This window comes from Nocardia sp. NPDC003979, assembly GCF_053605015.1.
Genome location: NZ_JBSGIJ010000022.1, coordinates 48730 through 65496, shown reverse-complemented (window position 1 = coordinate 65496; position 16767 = coordinate 48730). Strand labels below are relative to the sequence as shown.

Annotated in this window: 19 protein-coding genes; 10 read left to right on the top strand and 9 right to left on the bottom strand. The window is 68.1% G+C overall.

The annotated features are described in order from the left end of the window. Positions 1–63 precede the first annotated feature (63 nt). Entirely contained in the window at positions 64–573 is a 510-nt protein-coding gene (locus ACWEVR_RS29560; protein WP_452469606.1) for a DUF4442 domain-containing protein, read from the top strand. A gap of 65 nt (positions 574–638) precedes the next feature. On the opposite strand, the gene ACWEVR_RS29555 is transcribed toward ACWEVR_RS29560, so the two are convergent. After that, on the bottom strand, positions 639–1160 hold the full coding sequence (locus ACWEVR_RS29555) for a hypothetical protein (protein ID WP_067492079.1): 522 nt from the start codon (positions 1158–1160) through the stop codon (positions 639–641). Positions 1161–1361: 201 nt separating this feature from the next. On the opposite strand from ACWEVR_RS29555, the gene arc reads away from it, so the two are divergent. Continuing rightward, a complete protein-coding gene (gene arc / locus ACWEVR_RS29550; RefSeq protein WP_067492080.1) occupies positions 1362–3122 on the top strand; it encodes a proteasome ATPase in 1761 nt (586 codons plus the stop codon). 310 nt (positions 3123–3432) lie between these two features. On the opposite strand, the gene ACWEVR_RS29545 is transcribed toward arc, so the two are convergent. From ACWEVR_RS29545 to ACWEVR_RS29535, 3 genes are all read right to left on the bottom strand, one after another. Further along, positions 3433–4119, bottom strand: a complete 687-nt coding sequence (locus ACWEVR_RS29545; RefSeq protein WP_452469605.1) for a peptidylprolyl isomerase — start codon at positions 4117–4119, stop codon at positions 3433–3435. Between the two features lie 93 nt (positions 4120–4212). Then, a complete protein-coding gene (locus ACWEVR_RS29540) occupies positions 4213–4710 on the bottom strand; it encodes a nitroreductase/quinone reductase family protein (RefSeq protein WP_452469604.1) in 498 nt (165 codons plus the stop codon). A gap of 27 nt (positions 4711–4737) precedes the next feature. Continuing rightward, positions 4738–5856, bottom strand: coding sequence for a methyltransferase (locus ACWEVR_RS29535; protein WP_452469603.1), 1119 nt, complete (start codon positions 5854–5856; stop codon positions 4738–4740). Positions 5857–6071: 215 nt separating this feature from the next. Between ACWEVR_RS29535 and ACWEVR_RS29530 the strand changes: the two genes are divergently transcribed. Then, entirely contained in the window at positions 6072–6440 is a 369-nt protein-coding gene (locus ACWEVR_RS29530) for an arsenate reductase family protein (protein ID WP_378665522.1), read from the top strand. Between the two features lie 172 nt (positions 6441–6612). Further along, a complete protein-coding gene (locus tag ACWEVR_RS29525; RefSeq protein ID WP_067492085.1) occupies positions 6613–6924 on the top strand; it encodes a hypothetical protein in 312 nt (103 codons plus the stop codon). A gap of 3 nt (positions 6925–6927) precedes the next feature. Here the strand turns inward: ACWEVR_RS29525 and ACWEVR_RS29520 are convergent, their stop codons facing one another. From ACWEVR_RS29520 to ACWEVR_RS29510, 3 genes are all read right to left on the bottom strand, one after another. Beyond that, positions 6928–7479, bottom strand: coding sequence for an NUDIX hydrolase (locus ACWEVR_RS29520; RefSeq protein ID WP_067635723.1), 552 nt, complete (start codon positions 7477–7479; stop codon positions 6928–6930). 9 nt (positions 7480–7488) lie between these two features. After that, positions 7489–8322: a membrane protein insertase YidC gene (gene yidC, locus ACWEVR_RS29515; protein WP_452469602.1), complete on the bottom strand. Its 834-nt coding sequence runs from the start codon at positions 8320–8322 to the stop codon at positions 7489–7491. A gap of 81 nt (positions 8323–8403) precedes the next feature. Then, entirely contained in the window at positions 8404–8703 is a 300-nt protein-coding gene (locus ACWEVR_RS29510; protein WP_452469601.1) for a DUF6412 domain-containing protein, read from the bottom strand. A 159-nt stretch (positions 8704–8862) separates the two neighbouring features. On the opposite strand from ACWEVR_RS29510, the gene ACWEVR_RS29505 reads away from it, so the two are divergent. Beyond that, positions 8863–9594, top strand: a complete 732-nt coding sequence (locus tag ACWEVR_RS29505) for a TetR/AcrR family transcriptional regulator (RefSeq protein WP_225282381.1) — start codon at positions 8863–8865, stop codon at positions 9592–9594. A 3-nt stretch (positions 9595–9597) separates the two neighbouring features. Here ACWEVR_RS29505 and ACWEVR_RS29500 read toward each other — a convergent pair whose 3' ends face one another. Further along, positions 9598–10779 carry a DUF418 domain-containing protein gene (locus ACWEVR_RS29500; protein ID WP_452469600.1) on the bottom strand — a complete coding sequence of 394 codons (1182 nt, stop codon included), beginning with the start codon at positions 10777–10779 and terminating at the stop codon, positions 9598–9600. Positions 10780–10948: 169 nt separating this feature from the next. Between ACWEVR_RS29500 and dop the strand changes: the two genes are divergently transcribed. The 5 genes from dop (at position 10949) to pafA (ending at position 15886) form a co-directional block, all read left to right on the top strand. Next, on the top strand, positions 10949–12448 hold the full coding sequence (gene dop / locus ACWEVR_RS29495) for a depupylase/deamidase Dop (RefSeq protein ID WP_067635717.1): 1500 nt from the start codon (positions 10949–10951) through the stop codon (positions 12446–12448). Between the two features lie 117 nt (positions 12449–12565). Next, positions 12566–12760 (top strand): ubiquitin-like protein Pup, encoded by a 195-nt coding sequence (locus ACWEVR_RS29490; protein WP_067492090.1) that lies wholly within the window; start codon positions 12566–12568, stop codon positions 12758–12760. Next, on the top strand, positions 12757–13599 hold the full coding sequence (gene prcB, locus ACWEVR_RS29485; RefSeq protein ID WP_452469599.1) for a proteasome subunit beta: 843 nt from the start codon (positions 12757–12759) through the stop codon (positions 13597–13599). The genes ACWEVR_RS29490 and prcB overlap by 4 nt, the downstream gene beginning before the upstream one ends. Further along, entirely contained in the window at positions 13596–14363 is a 768-nt protein-coding gene (prcA, locus tag ACWEVR_RS29480) for a proteasome subunit alpha (protein WP_067492092.1), read from the top strand. Before prcB ends, prcA begins: the two co-directional genes overlap by 4 nt. A 164-nt stretch (positions 14364–14527) precedes the next feature. Continuing rightward, positions 14528–15886, top strand: a complete 1359-nt coding sequence (gene pafA / locus ACWEVR_RS29475) for a Pup--protein ligase (RefSeq protein ID WP_181696425.1) — start codon at positions 14528–14530, stop codon at positions 15884–15886. 136 nt (positions 15887–16022) lie between these two features. On the opposite strand, the gene ACWEVR_RS29470 is transcribed toward pafA, so the two are convergent. Then, positions 16023–16655: a TetR/AcrR family transcriptional regulator gene (locus ACWEVR_RS29470; protein ID WP_452469598.1), complete on the bottom strand. Its 633-nt coding sequence runs from the start codon at positions 16653–16655 to the stop codon at positions 16023–16025. Between the last annotated feature and the right edge of the window lie 112 nt (positions 16656–16767).

Below are 16767 nucleotides of genomic sequence, written 5' to 3'. Positions count from 1 at the left end.
CCGAACCGATTTCCGCGCGCCGGAGGCGGATCGCCGCCCGGCGGCACACGAGGGGGAGAACCTATGACCGAGCAGTCCGAAAAGCCGGTGCGTGACCCGTCGGCGGGAAACTTGTACCCGGGCACCTCGACCCGGTTCTACCGCGCCGCGTTCAACGTGTTCCCGCCGTATCTGTTCGGCGGCGTGCGCGTGAAAAGCATTGCCCCCGACTGGACTTCGGCGCACGTCACCTACACGGTCCGGTGGTGGAACCGCAACAGCCCCAACCGGGCGGCCTTCGGCGGCACGCTGTACTCGATGACCGACCCGTTCTTCGCGATCCTCGCCTACGGCCAGCTCGGGCGCGGGTACCGGATCTGGAACACCACCGGATCGATCGAATTCCTCACACCGGGCCGCGGCACGGTCGCCACCGACATCACCCTGTCGACCGAGGAGGTGGCGGCGATCAGGAAGACCACCGCCGACGGGGCGAAGTCGCTCACCCAGCACACCGCGCAGATCTTCGATCGGGACGGGACGCTCGTCGCGCGCGCCGGGCAGACGCTCTACGTGCGCCGCTTACGGGACTGAGCGGGCCGCTACGCGGCTTATCGGCCCGGGGCGGTACATCGGGATCCCCGGGCCGGAGCGGAACGTCAGGCGGGCGTGCAGGGCGCCTGCGCGAAGCCGAGGAGCAGGCAGCCGCTGGCGTCGGAGAGCTTCCAGGTGCCGTCGACGCGCTCCCAGGTCACCGGGAACGCGGGCGCGGTGCCGTGCGGCGAGGTGATGGTGACGTCGGCGGTGGCCTTGTCGCCACTGGTCGCGACGTTGTCGACCGCGAAGGTCAGGGTGTAGCCGGCCAGCATGCCGTTCATCTGGTCGATGTTGGCCTTGCGCGCCTCACCGTTGACGATCAGTTTCGCCTTCTCGTCGCTGGACAATCCCGGGTCGGCGAACTGGACGAGCGTGGCCTTCAGGGAATCGGCCGACGGTGCTCCCGCGTTGTCTCCGGTGGGTGCCGGAGTTGCCGAAACGCTGGACGGAGCGGCCGAGATGCTGGTACTGCTGCTGGTGGCGTTCGTCGAGGAATCGTCGGAACCGCAAGCGGTGAGGCCGACGGCGAGGGCCGCGGCGGCGGCAGCGACGGTGACACGGATCGTGCGGGTAGGAAGGAGCATGTTCGGCAACAACCTTTCGGCTCGATGGGCGAGTAGCCCGCCCTGTGCCCCGTACGGGCTTAGGGGAGCCTAACAGGAGGTATTCGGTGGTTTGATGTCGTACCGACCGTACAAGATGTGATCACGACGAAACCATGTCGGAAAGCGAGAACGGACCGCGCCCGGTAGCGTTGATAGACCGGGACTGGGAGGAGCAGCATCATGAGCCCCAACGAGAATTCGGATTCGGCGGCCTGGCGAGAGCTCGAGGCGGTACGCGCCGAGGCGGCTGCTCTCCGCAGGCAACTCGCCGACTCGCCGGATCGCGCACGCGAATTGGAAGCACGAATCGATTCGTTGACCATCCGCAACGGCAAACTGATGGACACGCTCAAGGAAGCGCGCCAGCAGTTGATCGCCCTGCGTGAGGAAGTCGATCGCCTCGGTCAGCCGCCGAGCGGCTACGGCATCGTCATCCACACCTACGACGATCAAACGGTCGACGTGTTCACCTCCGGTCGCAAGATGCGCCTCACCTGCTCGCCCAATATCGAGGCCGAGACCCTCGAGTACGGCCAGACGGTCCGCCTGAACGAGGCACTCACCGTCGTCGAGGCGGGCAAGTTCGACGCGATCGGCGAAATCGGCACCCTGCGTGAGATTCTCGACGACGGCCGCCGCGCCCTCGTGGTCGGCCACGCCGACGAGGAGCGCGTGGTCTGGCTGTCGGGCCCGCTGTCGAAGATCGCCGAGTACGACGACATCGACGACCCCGATTCGCCCATTCGCAAACTGCGCCCGGGTGATTCGCTGCTCGTGGACACCAAGGCGGGCTTCGCCTTCGAGCGGGTGCCCAAGGCTGAGGTGGAAGACCTTGTGCTGGAAGAGGTTCCCGATGTCGACTACACCGACATCGGTGGTCTCGGTCGGCAGATCGAGCAGATCCGCGACGCGGTGGAACTGCCGTTCCTGCACAAGGACCTGTTCCGCGAGTACGCGCTGCGCCCGCCCAAGGGTGTGCTGCTCTACGGTCCGCCCGGTTGCGGTAAGACGCTGATCGCCAAGGCCGTCGCCAACTCGCTGGCCAAGAAGATCGCCGAAGCCCGTGGTGAGGACGCCAAGGAGGCCAAGTCCTTCTTCCTCAACATCAAGGGCCCCGAGCTGCTCAACAAGTTCGTCGGTGAGACCGAGCGCCACATCCGCATCATCTTCCAGCGGGCGCGCGAGAAGGCCTCCGAGGGCACCCCGGTGATCGTGTTCTTCGACGAGATGGACTCGATCTTCCGGACCCGTGGTTCGGGTGTGTCCTCCGATGTGGAGACCACCGTTGTGCCGCAGCTGCTTTCGGAGATCGACGGTGTGGAGGGCCTCGAGAACGTCATCGTGATCGGTGCGTCCAACCGCGAGGACATGATCGACCCCGCGATCCTGCGGCCCGGCCGCCTGGACGTGAAGATCAAGATCGAGCGGCCCGACGCCGAATCGGCGCAGGACATCTTCTCCAAGTACCTCACCGAGACGCTGCCGCTGCACGAGGACGATCTGCGCGAGTTCGACGGCGACAAGCAGGCCTGCGTCGAGGCGATGATCGAGAAGGTCGTCGACCGGATGTACGCCGAGAGCGACGACAACCGGTTCCTGGAGGTCACCTACGCCAACGGTGACAAGGAAGTCCTGTACTTCAAGGACTTCAACTCCGGCGCGATGATCCAGAACATCGTCGACCGGGCCAAGAAGTACGCGATCAAGTCGGTGCTCGACACCGGCAACCCCGGTCTGCGTATCCAGCACCTGTTCGACTCGATCGTCGACGAGTTCGCCGAGAACGAGGACCTGCCCAACACGACCAACCCCGACGACTGGGCGCGGATCTCGGGCAAGAAGGGCGAGCGGATCGTCTACATCCGCACGCTCGTCACCGGCAAGAACGCCTCGGCCAGCCGGGCGATCGACACCGAGTCCAACACCGGCCAGTACCTGTGACCATCGGCTGACGCCAGGCCGTGTTCCCGCTGCGGGAACACGGCCTGCTCAGTGTTTTGTTCGGATTTTTTCACCGAAACGCTGCGCGCGGATAAGTGAATAGGGCACGCTTCACTTGTCTCTCCCAGTGAGGGAGACCAGTAAACGAGGGAGTGTTGCCATGACCGGTTCGGCCGCCGATTTCCTGACCGAAGTGATTCTGCAGACGATCGCCAACCTGTTCAGCTCGATCAGCGCGGGCTGATCCAGCCCGGTTGCGCCGAAGGGCCGCGTCTCCGTTGTCGGAGACGCGGCCCTCGTGCGTTGTGGCTCAGTTCGCGGCGGTGCTCACCCGGTCGAGGACGACCTCGGCCAGCGGGGTGCCGTCCGAGCCGCCGCCCGCCACGCCGCCGTTCGCGATCGTGGTCAGCGCGTCCATGCCGGAGACCACCCGTCCGAACGGGGTGTAGTTCGGTGGCAGCGTGCTGTCGCGGTAGACCAGGAAGAACTGACTGCCGTTGGTGCCCGGTCCCGCGTTGGCCATGGCGACGGTGCCTGCCGGGTACACCGCGCCCGCGAGGTTCTCGTCGCCGAACTTGTAACCGGGTCCGCCGAGACCGGTGGCCGTCGGGTCGCCGCACTGCAGGACGAAGATGCCCTCGGTGGTGAGCCGGTGACACCGGGTGTGGTCGAAGTAGCCCTCGCCGGCGAGGAAGGCGAACGAGTTCACCGTGCGCGGTGCCGCGGCGGCGTCGAGTTCCAGTTCGACCGTGCCACAGGTGGTTTCGAGAGTCGCCGTGTAAGCGGCGGCCGGGTCGATGGTGAGCGCGGGCTCGGCAGGCCACTGCTTGCCGTTGGGTTGGCCCGGTGCGGCCGGGCTGCAACCGGGCAGTACCTGCTGCTGCGGCGCGGTCTGCGCGGCGGGCGCGAGGGCGACGAGTGCGGCGGCGGCAACGCCGACGCCGAGCATCGCGCGCCGGAGAGTGCCGATGGATCGAACCTGCGAATGACTGCTCACCTGGGCGGTGTCTCCTCGAATGGGGTGCTGCCGGACGATGTACCGCGCATCCTGCCAGTCGCGCCCGCCCGGGGCCAGACTTTGGGGTGGGAATCAGCGCGGAGTCAGCTGGACGACCACACCACCCTGTTGCCACGTCTGATAGATGTCGGCTTTGGACGGCTCGCCGTCGGCGGTGTAGCCGATCCCGTTGAACTTGGCGTTCTGCTTGTTGTCCCTGGCGATCACGGTGTACAGGTCGAGCACGGCGGCTTCGTCCGAATGCACGGTGGCGGTGAAGGTTTCGGGTGCGCCGCCGCGAGTGAGCCGCACCTCGGCGCCGCCGCGCAGGTTCTTCACCCAGGGGCGCAGCGCGGTACCGATGAGCAGGGTGCGCTCGTGGACCGTGTAGGCCACGGGAATGTCGTAGACCTTGCCGGATTTGCGTCCGGTGACGTGCAGGGTCGCCAGACGCTTACCGACGATGCGCGACAGCACCGGCACCTTCAGCAGTCCGCGCACGAAGGCGTTGACCCGGTTCTGATACGGGCGAAGTGGCTCGGGACCGGTGGTTGTCGGTGTTCCGTAAGGGTTTTCGGAGGGAACGCTCATGGCTCCCAGTATCGCCGCATGCGCCGATCAGCGCGCCCGCAGACGCCACAGCGTGGTCGTCTCGGCGGTGCGGGCGGCGGCCAGCGGGTCGTCTCGATCGCTCGCACGGGGATGGCGTGGGCGGGTGGTGAGCTTGCCCATCACGTGCAGGCCCGCGTCGTCGAGCAGGCGGGCGATCTCCTCGGGCGGGCGCAGGCCGAGCAATTCGGCGAGGTCCGACAGCACCAGCCAGCCCTCGCCGTGCGGGGTGAGATGGGCGCGCAGGCCGTGCGCGAATTCCCGCAGCATCGACTGATCCTGGTCGTACACACCACGTTCCAGGTCGGAGGTGGGGTCGCCGGGCAGCCAGGGCGGATTGCACACCACCAGATCGGCGCGCCCCGGCGGATACAGGGCGGGGCCGGTGACGGCGATCCGATCCGACCAGCCGAGGCGCTGGGCATTGTCGGCCGCGCACCGCAGCGCGCGGGGATTGATGTCGGTGGCGACGATCTCGGAGACACCGCGCTGGGCCAGCAGGACCGCGAGCACGCCGGTGCCTGTGCCGAGATCGAAGGCGGTGCGGACTTCGGGGTCGAGGGGGGCGTCGGCGACCAGGTCGACGTATTCGCTGCGGGTCGGCGCGAAAACCCCGTAGCCGGGGTGGATGCGGGCACCGAGCGCGGGCACCTCGATGCCCTGTTCGTGCCAGCGCTGCGCGCCCAGAACACCGAGCAACTCGGCGAAGGTGACGATTCGGGCGCCGTCGGCGCGACCGTAGGCAGCGGTGCACGCGGCCCGAACGTCGGGCGCGCGGCGCAGATCCAGTTCGTTGGCCGCGTCGAGGCAGATGAGCACCTTGCCGAGAATGCCTGCGCGCGTGCGCTTGCGAGCTCGCTCGCGCTGGTAGAGGGCACCGAGATCGGTCGGCGCCTGCTTGGCGGGCCTGCGGTCGGCACGGCGACCGAGCGCCTGCAGTAGCTGACGTCCGTTGTGGTAGTCGCCGCGCCACAGCAGTGACTCACCCGCGCGGATGCGGCGGAAGGCATGATCGGCCGAGAGAGTGTCGTCGGCGACGGTGACGGTGTCCGGTGCGGGCGTGCCGTTCTCCGAATGCCAGTCGGCGTGGAAGCGGTTGTTGTCTTCGGTCCAGGCGATGGTGGACACGGGGTCTCCCGGTGATCGATGTGCTGTGAGACGCGACGAGCTTTTCGACGGGAGACGACAGGGGAAACCGCGGTCGCTACCGCGTCGAAATGCGCGGGTCGGCGTCGCCGAGGACCATGCCGAGCGTCACCACTGCTGCCTTTCGAGGGGAGGAAGGCTCCATTCTGCCGTACAGGCCGGGTGGGCCGCCCACCGGCCGCGATTAGGCTGCGATCATGACATCTGGACAGACCGAGATCTGGCACAACCCGCGGTGCACCAAGAGCCGGAACGCCACCGCGCACCTCGACGCGAACGGCGTGGAGTACACCGTGCGGCGCTACCTCGACGACCCGCCGACCGTCGAGGAGTTGCGCGCCGTGCTCGCCCGCCTCGGCAAGGAGCCGTGGGACATCACCCGCACCGGCGAGCAGATCGCCAAGGACCTCGACATGGCGAGCTGGGGCCGCACTGCCGCCGACCGGGACCGGTGGCTCAGCGCGCTGGCCGAGCACCCGAAACTCATCCAGCGCCCGATCGTGCTCACCGCCGACGGCGGCGCCGTCGTTGCCCGCGACGAGGAATCCCTGCGCGCGCTCGACTGAACACCCGCGATTGCCCGGCGATAACTATTCGGGCACGGGCGTAACGTGTCGACCGGATCCGATGATGTAGCTCACATCAGCGCGACACCGTGTCCGCTGCACATCTATTCGGACCGAGCGTGGCCAAGCCTGCGGATCACCGAGCAGCCCGACCACGCGCGTGGAGGTTGACATGAAATCGCTTCGCAAGATCGCTGTCGCGACCACCGCCGCCGGGCTCATCGGCGCGTCGACCATGCTCGCCGCGCCGGCGCAAGCCACCCCACCGGGGCGCTGTTCGGCGAATCCCGTGGCGGCGACCGGCGCCTTCTCGCAGTGCGGGGACCCGGTCTGGCACCAGGTGCGCGTCACCTGCTGGGCGTGGTGGAACTGGTTCAGCAGCTACGAACGCTACGGCCAGCCCGCGTTCCACGGATTCCACTCGCAGACCGCCTGTGACCTGCCCTTCAGCATGCAGACCTGGTCGGTCGTCGTCCACCCCTGACCCTCAGTCCCGGGGGCCTTCGTCCCCGGTGAGCAGGTCGTCGAGAACGGCCCGCGTATCGGGGACGAAGGGCCACGTCGGGTCGCTCAGCGCGGCCCGCAGTTCGGCCTCGGTCCACCACCAGCCGTCCGCGATCTCGGACGGCTGGTGGCGGATCGGACCGTCGTGGCGGTACTCGAAACCGAACAGATGACAACGCAGGTGCCTGCCCGCCCACACGCCGTCCCAGGACGCCGTGGCGCGCAGCGGTAGGCGCGTGCCCGGCGTGACGGTGATGCCGAGTTCCTCGCGCAATTCGCGGACCGCCGTGTCGGCCGGGTCCTCACCCGCGTCGACCACGCCGCCCGCCAGACAGTCGTGCATCCCCGCGAAGACGAGTTTGCTGTCGGTGCGCCGATGCACATAGACGCGCGTCCCGTCCAGGGACCGGACGAGGACGCCCGCACTGGCGTGCCAGAGCCCGTCGCGATAGACGACACCCCGTTCGGCCGTGCCGGTCACCCTGCCCTCGGCGTCGTACACGGCGAGCAGTTCGGACTCCGGATGCGGCGACACGGCCCGAGACTAACCGGCCTTTCGTTGTCGCGGTGGCGCGTCGGGTGCCGCGGTCTCGGGTACGAAGGCGCGGCGGAGGAGATATTGCTGGCCGAGGGTCCACAGGGCGTTCGTCGCGAAGTACACCAGGACCACGATCGGCAGGATCGCGCCGCTCACCAGCGCACCCGCCGGGAACACCCACAGCGACAACGTCCGCATCACCGAGGCCGTCGGGTTGTCGGCCGCCAGGGGCGTGAGGCGAGCGGTGCAGTGCGTGGCGAGCGCGGTGATCACCACCAGCGCCACCACGAACACAGCCGCCGACGCGCCTGCCCCGAACAGCGTCGCCGACAACGGCGTGCCGAACAGGCGGGCATCGAGAAAGGCCCGGACCTCGTCGGCACCGAAGAAGTAGTTCGCGGTGGCCGCGTTGACCTCCGGCGACAACGGTGTGCTCGTCGCGGTGAACGGGCCGACGGCGAACGCCCCGGTCCGGTCGAACGAGCGCAGCACATGGAACAGGCCGAGGAAGACGAAGGCCTGCGCGATCATCGGCCCGAAACCCGCGAACAGGCGCACGCCGTGCTCGCGGTGGAGTTGACGGATCTCGGTCGCCTGGGCGAGCGGATCGTCCTTGTGGGTGCGGCGGATGCTGTCGATGCGTGGTTGCAGTGTGCGCAGAACCGCTTGCGAGCGGGCTTGGCGCAGCGCTGTCCCGACCAGCAGCGCGCGCACGGTGACAACGAGTGCGACGACGGCGATCAGCCAGGTGATGCCGGTGGCCGGGCCGAAGGCGAGGGCCGAGAGCTGATGCCAGCACCACAGGAGTGCGGACACGGGGAAGTACACGAAATCGAGCATGGCGGAACGACCTGTCCGAAGGGCGTGCGCGACGGCACGGCAGGGGAGTGGGATCACGGAATCCGACAGGCGCGCGGCCTGTCAGCGGTGATCGACTCCCGGTGCTCGAGGACGTGGGCGGCCTGCGCCGTCCGGATTGCTCTGCGGCAGGAACGCACCACGCAGCCTGCGCTGCGCAGAACGGGGCGGACCGGCACACGCGACTCGGACGGGCACGTGCCTGCCGCTGGTTACGGCGACCAGCGCGCACACCATGGCGGCCGCCAGCGCGCCGAAGGCGAGCATGCGCGCGGTCTCGCCGCCGGGGGCCGTCATGAGCACGAAGGCGGGCAGCACGCACGCGAGAACCGCGTACGCCAGAATCATCGCCCGTGCCTGCACGCCGCCGAGCATACCGGCGCGCTCGCACTGTGCCGAGGGATCGAGGCCCGTGCTCCGAGCGGCACGTGATCGCGCTACGCTGGCGAGGAACCGGACCGTGGTCACCGGTTGCTGGAACGCGATGTCACGGTCAGTTTTGTGCCGCGTATCGTTGGCATTGTGATCGCATCATCCGCGCAGGCCGAGCAGACCGCAGGCGACGGGCGCGCCACCCGTTGGCAGGGCCACAAGGCCCGGCGCCGCACGGAGATGATCGATGCCGCCATCGAGGTCATCGAGGAACACGGCAACGAGATCTCGGTGCAGCTGATCGCCGAACATCTCGGACTGCCGAGACCGGTTGTCTACCGCCACGTCGGCGGACGCTCCGAACTCGACGCACTGGCCCGCAGGCGCATCCTCGATCTGCTGCTCGCCGAACTGCTGCCGACCCTGCGCCCCGACGGCACCCTCAAAGAGGTGGTGCGCGCGGTGATCCGCACCTACCTCGGCTGGATCGAACGCCACCCGAACCTGCACCGCTTCCTCAGCGACGCCGCACCGCAGGTGGAGGGCGCCCCCACGCTGTCGCCCGCGGGCCGGGAGATGGGCGGTCAGCTGGCCGACATGTTCTCCGCGACCCTGGCCCGCTTCGGCATCGATCCGGCACGCGCCCGGCCGATGGCGCTGGCCGTGGTCGGCCTGGTCGACGCGGTGATCGCCGGCTGGCGGGCCGAACCGGAACCGGTACTCGGCGCCGAGCAGATCCAGGGCATCCTCACCGAATCGGTGCTGTCGCTGCTGGAGGGCAACGCGCGCAGCCTCGGTGTTCCGCTGCAACGGGACTCGCTCGTCGCCGACCTGCTCGTCGCCCCCGAGGCGGCCCCGCCGCCCGAGGACCGGCTGCGCTGAGCGTCAGCCGCGGGCCAGTGCGGTGTAGGTGCGCTGCCACAGCCACTCCACCGGCCCGCGCTCGAACCGCCGCAACCACAGGTGGGCGAAGCAGGCGATGAGTGCGACCACCAGCAGGTAGATCCCGATCGTGAACGGCACGCGCGCACTGTCGGACACCCGGGCCGCCAGCCCGAAGCCCCATCCGTAGCACAGGATTCCGGCGATCAGATTCTGCAGGATGTAGCAGCTCAGCGCGGTGCGGCCGACCTCGCTCAAGCGTGCCCCGGTGAACCCCACGCGCGGATCGCGCAGGTAGTAGGCGGCGACGGCGGCGAGGATGCCGAGCGCGACGAACGGCGCGGTGCCGTACCGGGTGAACAGGACCAGGTCACCACCGCCGAACACGCCGACCCCGAAGTCCACCGGCGCGGCGACGCCGAAACCGATCACCATGAGCCACCGGCGAATTCGTGCGCCCTCGGCCCGGAACACGCCCGCCCGGTACAGGTGGGCGCCGAGCAGGAACAGCGCGATCGACATCGGGAAGACGAAGATCGTCTCGATGCGGAAGGTGAGGGCGTTGTCGATCCGGAAGGCGACCAGCTCCCAGAACGAGCCGTCCGCGTAGGGGTTCGGGTCGAGCGTCGATGGGGTGGCGCGCGTGTCGTCCGGTTCGACGGCCAGTGCTGCCGCGAGCAGCGTGAGCATGCTCACGTGCACGGCGCTCGCCACGATCACCCAACGGCGTTGCGCGCGTTCACTTGTCGCCAGTAGGTAGGCCACGACGAGACCGGTGACCGCGTACCCCATCAGCACGTCGAATTCCGCGACGAGCAGGAAGTTCAGCAAACCGTCCAGGAACAGCAGCGCCGCCCGGATCGGATACTTCCCCGGCCAGCTCCGGCCCGCCCGCCGGGCGGAATCCTGCTGGATCGCCAGCCCGATCCCGAACATCACCGTGAGCAGGCCGAGAAACTTGCCCTGCGCGAGCTGCTGCAGCACCCGCTCGGTCCACATCCACCCACCCTCGGCGGCCGCGCCGAGCCCGTCGAGATATCCGACGAGGCCCTCGGGATCGGTGAAGATCCAGACATTGGTGCCGAGCGTGCCCAGAATCGCGATGCCACGCAACACATCCAGCGCGGGCAACCGCCGTGGCCCGGCCTGCACCGCGGTCTCGGTCCGCGTAACGATCTCGCTCATGATCCGAGTATCGCGAGCGACGGCTCGGATCGGATCGGCCGCGAGGACCACCGCAGGTCCCCCGTCCGGGGGACCTCGACCCCGATCGACGAGCCGCGCCGGTGCCCGAGGCGACCCCGTGGGGCCGAGATGACGGTGCGGGGGTGGCACGTCGCCTAGGCTCGACAGCATGCAGCGCATCATCGGAATCGAGGTCGAGTACGGCATCTCGACCCCCACGGAGCCGACGGCCAACCCGATCCTCACCTCCACCCAGGCCGTTCTCGCCTACGCGGCCGCCGAAGGGGTGCCGCGCGCCAAGCGCACCCGCTGGGACTACGAGGTGGAATCCCCGCTGCGTGACGCACGCGGTTTCGACCTCAGCCGGATGAGCGGGCCCGCCCCGGTCATCGACGCCGACGAGGTCGGCGCGGCCAACATGATCCTCACCAACGGGGCCCGGCTCTACGTCGACCACGCCCACCCGGAGTACTCCGCGCCCGAGGTCGTCGACCCGCTCGACGCCGTCATCTGGGACAAAGCGGGCGAACGGGTCATGGAGGCCGCCGCGCGCCACGCCTCGAGCGTGCCGGGCGCACCGCGCCTGCAGCTGTACAAGAACAACGTCGACGGCAAGGGCGCCTCCTACGGCACCCACGAGAACTACCTGATGAACCGCGATACGCCGTTCAGTCACATCATCGCCGGTCTCACCCCGTTCTTCGTCTCCCGCCAGGTGATCTGCGGGTCCGGCCGGGTCGGCATCGGCCAGTCCGGTGACCACGCGGGCTTCCAGCTGTCCCAGCGCGCCGACTACATCGAGGTCGAGGTCGGTCTCGAGACCACCCTCAAGCGCGGCATCATCAACACCCGCGACGAACCGCACGCCGACGCGGACAAGTACCGGCGGCTGCACGTCATCATCGGTGACGCCAATCTGGCCGAGATGTCGACCTACCTCAAGGTCGGCACCACCGCGCTGGTACTCGACCTGATCGAGGCGGGCGAGGACCTCTCGGAGTTCCAGCTGGCCCGTCCCGTCACCGCCGTGCACCAGATCAGCCACGATCCCACCCTGCGCGCCACCGTGGCCCTCGCCGACGGCCGCGAGCTGACCGGCCTTGCGCTGCAACGTCTCTACCACGAGCGGGTCGCGAAGTTCATCGACCGCGAAGGCAACGACGACCCGCGCGTGCGCGATATCGTCGAGAACTGGGCCATGGTGCTCGACCTGCTCGAGCGCGACCCGATGGAATGCGCGAACCTGCTCGACTGGCCGGCCAAACTGCGTCTGCTCGAAGGCATGCGCAGCCGTGAGGGCCTGGGCTGGGCCGCCCCGAAACTGCACCTGATGGACCTGCAGTACTCCGATGTGCGCCTGGACAAGGGCCTCTACAACCGCCTGGTGGCGCGCGGGTCGATGAAGCGCCTGGTCAGCGAGCAGGATGTGCTCGACGCCATGACCAACCCGCCGACCAACACCCGCGCCTACTTCCGCGGTGAGTGCCTGCGCCGGTTCGGTGCCGATATCGCCGCCGCCAGTTGGGATTCGGTGATCTTCGATCTCGGTGGCGATTCGCTGGTCCGCATCCCGACGCTGGAGCCGCGGCGCGGTACGAAAGCCCACGTAGGCAAGCTGCTCGAGGCGGCGGAGTCGGCGGCCGATCTCGTCGAACAGCTCACCCACTGAGGCGATCCGCAGCACGACCGGGCGACAATACGATCGCTAATCGACCATGTTGTCGGATCTGCTCGGTAGGGTTGAAGAACGAGCACGATCATTGAGTGGAAGAGGAGGTCGGCTGCCATGGCACAAGAGCAGACCAAGCGCGCCGGGGGTGGCGACGAGGACGAGGGCCCCGAGGGCGACGGTGCGGCAGGACAGGAGCGGCGCGAGAAGCTCGCGGAGGAAACCGACGACCTGCTCGACGAGATCGATGATGTGCTCGAGGAGAACGCCGAGGACTTCGTGCGGGCATATGTGCAGAAGGGCGGCCAGTGACCTCAGGTGACCCGTTGCGTCTGCACGCAGGTCGGACGCTGTCCTCGTTCACCGAACATCTCCGCATGCACGCGCCGGACCTGTTGCCCGCCAACAGGTTCGGCGGCAGCGAGCTCGTCGGCGCGGATTTCGCGCCGCACGGCACGACCATCGTCGCGGTCAACTACCGCGGCGGTGTGCTGATCGCGGGCGATCGCCGCGCCACCCAGGGCAACCTGGTGGCCTCACGCGACATGGAGAAGGTGTACATCACCGACACCTTCTCGGCCGCGGGCATCGCCGGTACGGCCGGGCTCGCCGTGGAGATGGTGCGGTTGTTTGCGGTGGAACTCGAGTACTACGAGAAGATCGAAGGGGTCCCGCTCACCTTCGACGGCAAGGCCAACAAGCTGTCGAAGATGGTGCGTGAGAACCTGCCCGCCGCCATGCAGGGACTCGCGGTGATCCCGCTGCTCGTCGGTTACGACGATCAGGTCACCGACCCCGACAAGGCCGGGCGGATCGTGTCCTACGACGTGGTCGGTTCGCGCAGCGAGGAACGATTCGGCTACACCGCCGTCGGTTCGGGCTCGAACTTCGCCAAGTCCTCGCTCAAGAAGCTCTACCGGCGCGGACTCGACGCGGACCAGGCGCTGCGGATCGCGGTGGAGTCGCTGGTCGATGCCGCCGACGACGACAGTGCCACCGGCGGGCCCGACGCGTTGCGCGGGATCTACCCGACGGTGGTGACCATCGACGCCGAGGGCGCGGCCGATGTCACCGAGGAACGTCTCGGTGAGGTCGCCGCGGCGATCGCGGCCGACCGGGAAGCCGCAGTGAACGGGGGTGCCAGCGCATGACGCTGCCTTACTACGCGTCCGCCGAGCAGATCATGCGGGACAAGACCGAACTGGCCCGCAAGGGCATCGGTCGGGGCCGCAGCGTGGTCGTGCTGGTGTACGACAAGGGCGTGCTGTTCGTCGCCGAGAACCCGTCGGCGACCCTGCACAAGATCAGCGAGCTCTACGACCGCATCGGGTTCGCCGCGGTCGGAAAATACAACGAGTTCGAGGCCCTGCGCCGCGGCGGCATCCTGCAGGCCGATCTGAAGGGGTACCAGTACGACCGGCGCGATGTCACCGGTCGTTCGCTGGCCAACCTCTACGCCCAGAGTTTGGGTTCGATCTTCACCGATCAGCTCAAACCCTACGAGGTGGAGCTGTGTGTGGCCGAGGTCGGGTACCCGGAACAGGCGCCGACCTCGGTGCTGTACCGGATCACCTTCGACGGGTCGATCGTCGACGAACGGGAGTTCGTCGTGATGGGTGGCACCACCGAACCCATCGTCACCGCGCTCAAGGCCGCCTACAAGCCGGGGCTCACCCTGGACGAGGCGTTGAAGGTGGCGATCGGCGCGTTGCAGGCCGGTCAGCCCGAAGCCGACAAGGACAAGCGTTCGCTCGGTGTCGCCTCGCTCGAGGTGGCCACCCTCGAACAGGCTCGTCCGCGCCGGGCGTTCCGGCGCCTGCAGGGCGCCCCGCTCGAGCAGGCACTGGCCGGGACCACCGGCAAGAAGGTGACCGAGGCGAAGCTGCCCGAACCCGAGGACGGTTCGGACGGCTGACGCCTGGGTGAAGATCGTGATCGGGCCCGTGAACCACCTCGGTTCACGGGCCCGACCTCGTCGTGGGCACACGGTCGTTCGCTGTCCGAATCGTTGTGAACACGTATGCGAATGGGATCTCAGAGCGCCGCGCGGGTACTGGTCATGGCTGTAGTGTCGATAGTGTGCAGCGACGAATCATGGGGATCGAGACCGAGTTCGGTGTGACGTGCACCTTCCACGGTCACCGTCGGCTGTCCCCCGACGAGGTGGCCCGGTACCTGTTCCGCCGGGTGGTGTCCTGGGGCCGTAGCTCTAATGTCTTCCTTCGCAACGGTGCCAGGTTGTACCTCGACGTCGGATCGCATCCCGAGTACGCCACGGCCGAATGCGACAGCCTGGTGCAGCTGGTCACCCACGACCGGGCCGGTGAGCGGGTGCTCGAAGAGCTGCTCATCGACGCCGAACAGCGGTTGGCCGAAGAAGGCATCGGCGGCGACATCTACCTGTTCAAGAACAACACCGACTCCGCAGGCAACTCCTACGGCTGCCACGAGAACTTCCTCGTGGTGCGTGCCGGCGAGTTCTCCCGGATCTCGGATGTGCTGTTGCCGTTCCTGGTGACGCGTCAGCTCATCTGCGGCGCCGGCAAGGTGCTGCAGACGCCGAAGGCGGCCACCTTCTGCCTCTCGCAGCGCGCCGAGCACATCTGGGAGGGTGTGTCCTCGGCGACCACCCGGTCGCGCCCGATCATCAACACCCGCGACGAACCGCACGCCGACGCCGAGAAGTACCGGCGCCTGCACGTGATCGTCGGCGACTCGAACATGGCCGAACCGACGACGATGCTCAAGGTGGGCACCGCCTCGCTGGTGCTGGAGATGATCGAGGCCGGGGTGTCGTTCCGCGACTTCGCCCTCGACAACCCGATCCGCGCCATTCGCGAGGTGAGCCACGACCTCACCGGCCGCCGGCCCGTGCGGCTGGCGGGCGGACGGCAGGCCAGTGCGCTCGAGATCCAGCGTGAGTACTACGCGCGGGCCGTCGACCACCTGCGCAACCGGGACCGCGACCCGCAGATCGACGCGGTCGTCGACCTGTGGGGCCGCACGCTCGACGCGGTCGAGGCGCAGGACTTCGCCAAAGTCGACACCGAGATCGACTGGGTGATCAAGCGCAAGTTGTTCCAGCGGTACCAGGACCGGTACAGCATGGAATTGTCCGATCCCAAGATCGCCCAGCTGGACCTCGCCTACCACGACATCAAGCGTGGACGCGGGGTGTTCGACCTGCTGCAGCGCAAGGGGCTGGCGAAGCGGATCACCGAGGACGAGGCGGTGGACGCCGCGGTCGAGACGCCGCCGCAGACCACCCGCGCCAAGTTGCGGGGTGACTTCATCACCGCGGCTCAGGAGGCCGGTCGCGATTTCACTGTCGACTGGGTGCATCTGAAGCTCAACGATCAGGCGCAGCGGACAGTGTTGTGCAAGGACCCGTTCCGGTCGGTCGACGAGCGAGTCGATCGGCTGATCGCCTCGATGTAGGCGAACCCCCACAGACGGGGGGACCGACAAAACCGGTGGCGCATGGGAGCGAACGCGTAGGCGCCACCGGTTTTGTGCTGTGTGGAGGAGCTGAGGTTGTCGGCGCCACTATGCCGCAGTCGGGCAGTGCCGTAGATCAGTCGGCGACAACCGCCGCATAGGTGGTCTGTAGCCCCGCGATGAATGCTGTCAGAGCCAATTCGAAGCTGTCGTCGTCGATTTCGTCGGCGATCGCGCGGAGCAGGTGGGCCTGGTTCAGGTGGGGGTAGCGGTCGCGGTAGACCTGGACATCGTCGGCGAAACCGCCGGCGAACGAGCCGACCGTCGAGCCCATCACCAGGTAACGGGTGGCGGCGCCGATCATGGTGGCGTAGCGGGGCGGCCAGCCTGCCCCGACGAGGCCGCCGTGGACGGCGTCGGCGGCGCGCAGGTTCTCGGTACGGCGGCCGGGGCCTGCGGCGAGGTAGGGGACGAAGTTGGGGTGGGTGGCCAGGGCGGCTCGGTAGCTGCGGGCCCAGGCGGCCAGCGCCTCGTCCCAGGTCGCGGTGTCGAAGGCCGAGGTGTCGACGCGGCTCATGATGCGGGCGGCGATGTCGTCGAGCAGTTCGTCCTTGTTGGGGTAGTGGCCGTAGAGCGAGGCGGCCTGCACACCGAGCTCGGCGGCCAGCTTGCGCATGGAGACCTCGGCCAAGCCGTCGCGGTCGATCAGGGCCAGCGCGGCCTCGCGGATGCGCTCGCGGCTCAACAGCGGTACGCGCGGCCTGGCCAATGCGCCTTCCTCTCCTGCGGGAACTCCTCGGGACACGAACCGTATCACCGCGGGCGGAGAACACCTCTTGATTAACCGAACGTCGTTAGGATACGGTGCCCGAGTAAACCTA

What these genes read in the sequence shown, in the direction of transcription:
- ACWEVR_RS29490 (WP_067492090.1), top strand. Translation starts at nt 12,566, where the DNA reads ATGGCACAAGAGCAGACCAAGCGCGCCGGGGGTGGCGACGAGGACGAG.
- dop (WP_067635717.1), top strand. Translation starts at nt 10,949, where the DNA reads ATGCAGCGCATCATCGGAATCGAGGTCGAGTACGGCATCTCGACCCCC.
- ACWEVR_RS29500 (WP_452469600.1), bottom strand. Translation starts at nt 10,779, where the DNA reads ATGAGCGAGATCGTTACGCGGACCGAGACCGCGGTGCAGGCCGGGCCA.
- prcA (WP_067492092.1), top strand. Translation starts at nt 13,596, where the DNA reads ATGACGCTGCCTTACTACGCGTCCGCCGAGCAGATCATGCGGGACAAG.
- ACWEVR_RS29540 (WP_452469604.1), bottom strand. Translation starts at nt 4,710, where the DNA reads ATGAGCGTTCCCTCCGAAAACCCTTACGGAACACCGACAACCACCGGT.
- ACWEVR_RS29530 (WP_378665522.1), top strand. Translation starts at nt 6,072, where the DNA reads ATGACATCTGGACAGACCGAGATCTGGCACAACCCGCGGTGCACCAAG.
- ACWEVR_RS29525 (WP_067492085.1), top strand. Translation starts at nt 6,613, where the DNA reads ATGAAATCGCTTCGCAAGATCGCTGTCGCGACCACCGCCGCCGGGCTC.
- ACWEVR_RS29560 (WP_452469606.1), top strand. Translation starts at nt 64, where the DNA reads ATGACCGAGCAGTCCGAAAAGCCGGTGCGTGACCCGTCGGCGGGAAAC.
- arc (WP_067492080.1), top strand. Translation starts at nt 1,362, where the DNA reads ATGAGCCCCAACGAGAATTCGGATTCGGCGGCCTGGCGAGAGCTCGAG.
- ACWEVR_RS29555 (WP_067492079.1), bottom strand. Translation starts at nt 1,160, where the DNA reads ATGCTCCTTCCTACCCGCACGATCCGTGTCACCGTCGCTGCCGCCGCC.
- yidC (WP_452469602.1), bottom strand. Translation starts at nt 8,322, where the DNA reads ATGCTCGATTTCGTGTACTTCCCCGTGTCCGCACTCCTGTGGTGCTGG.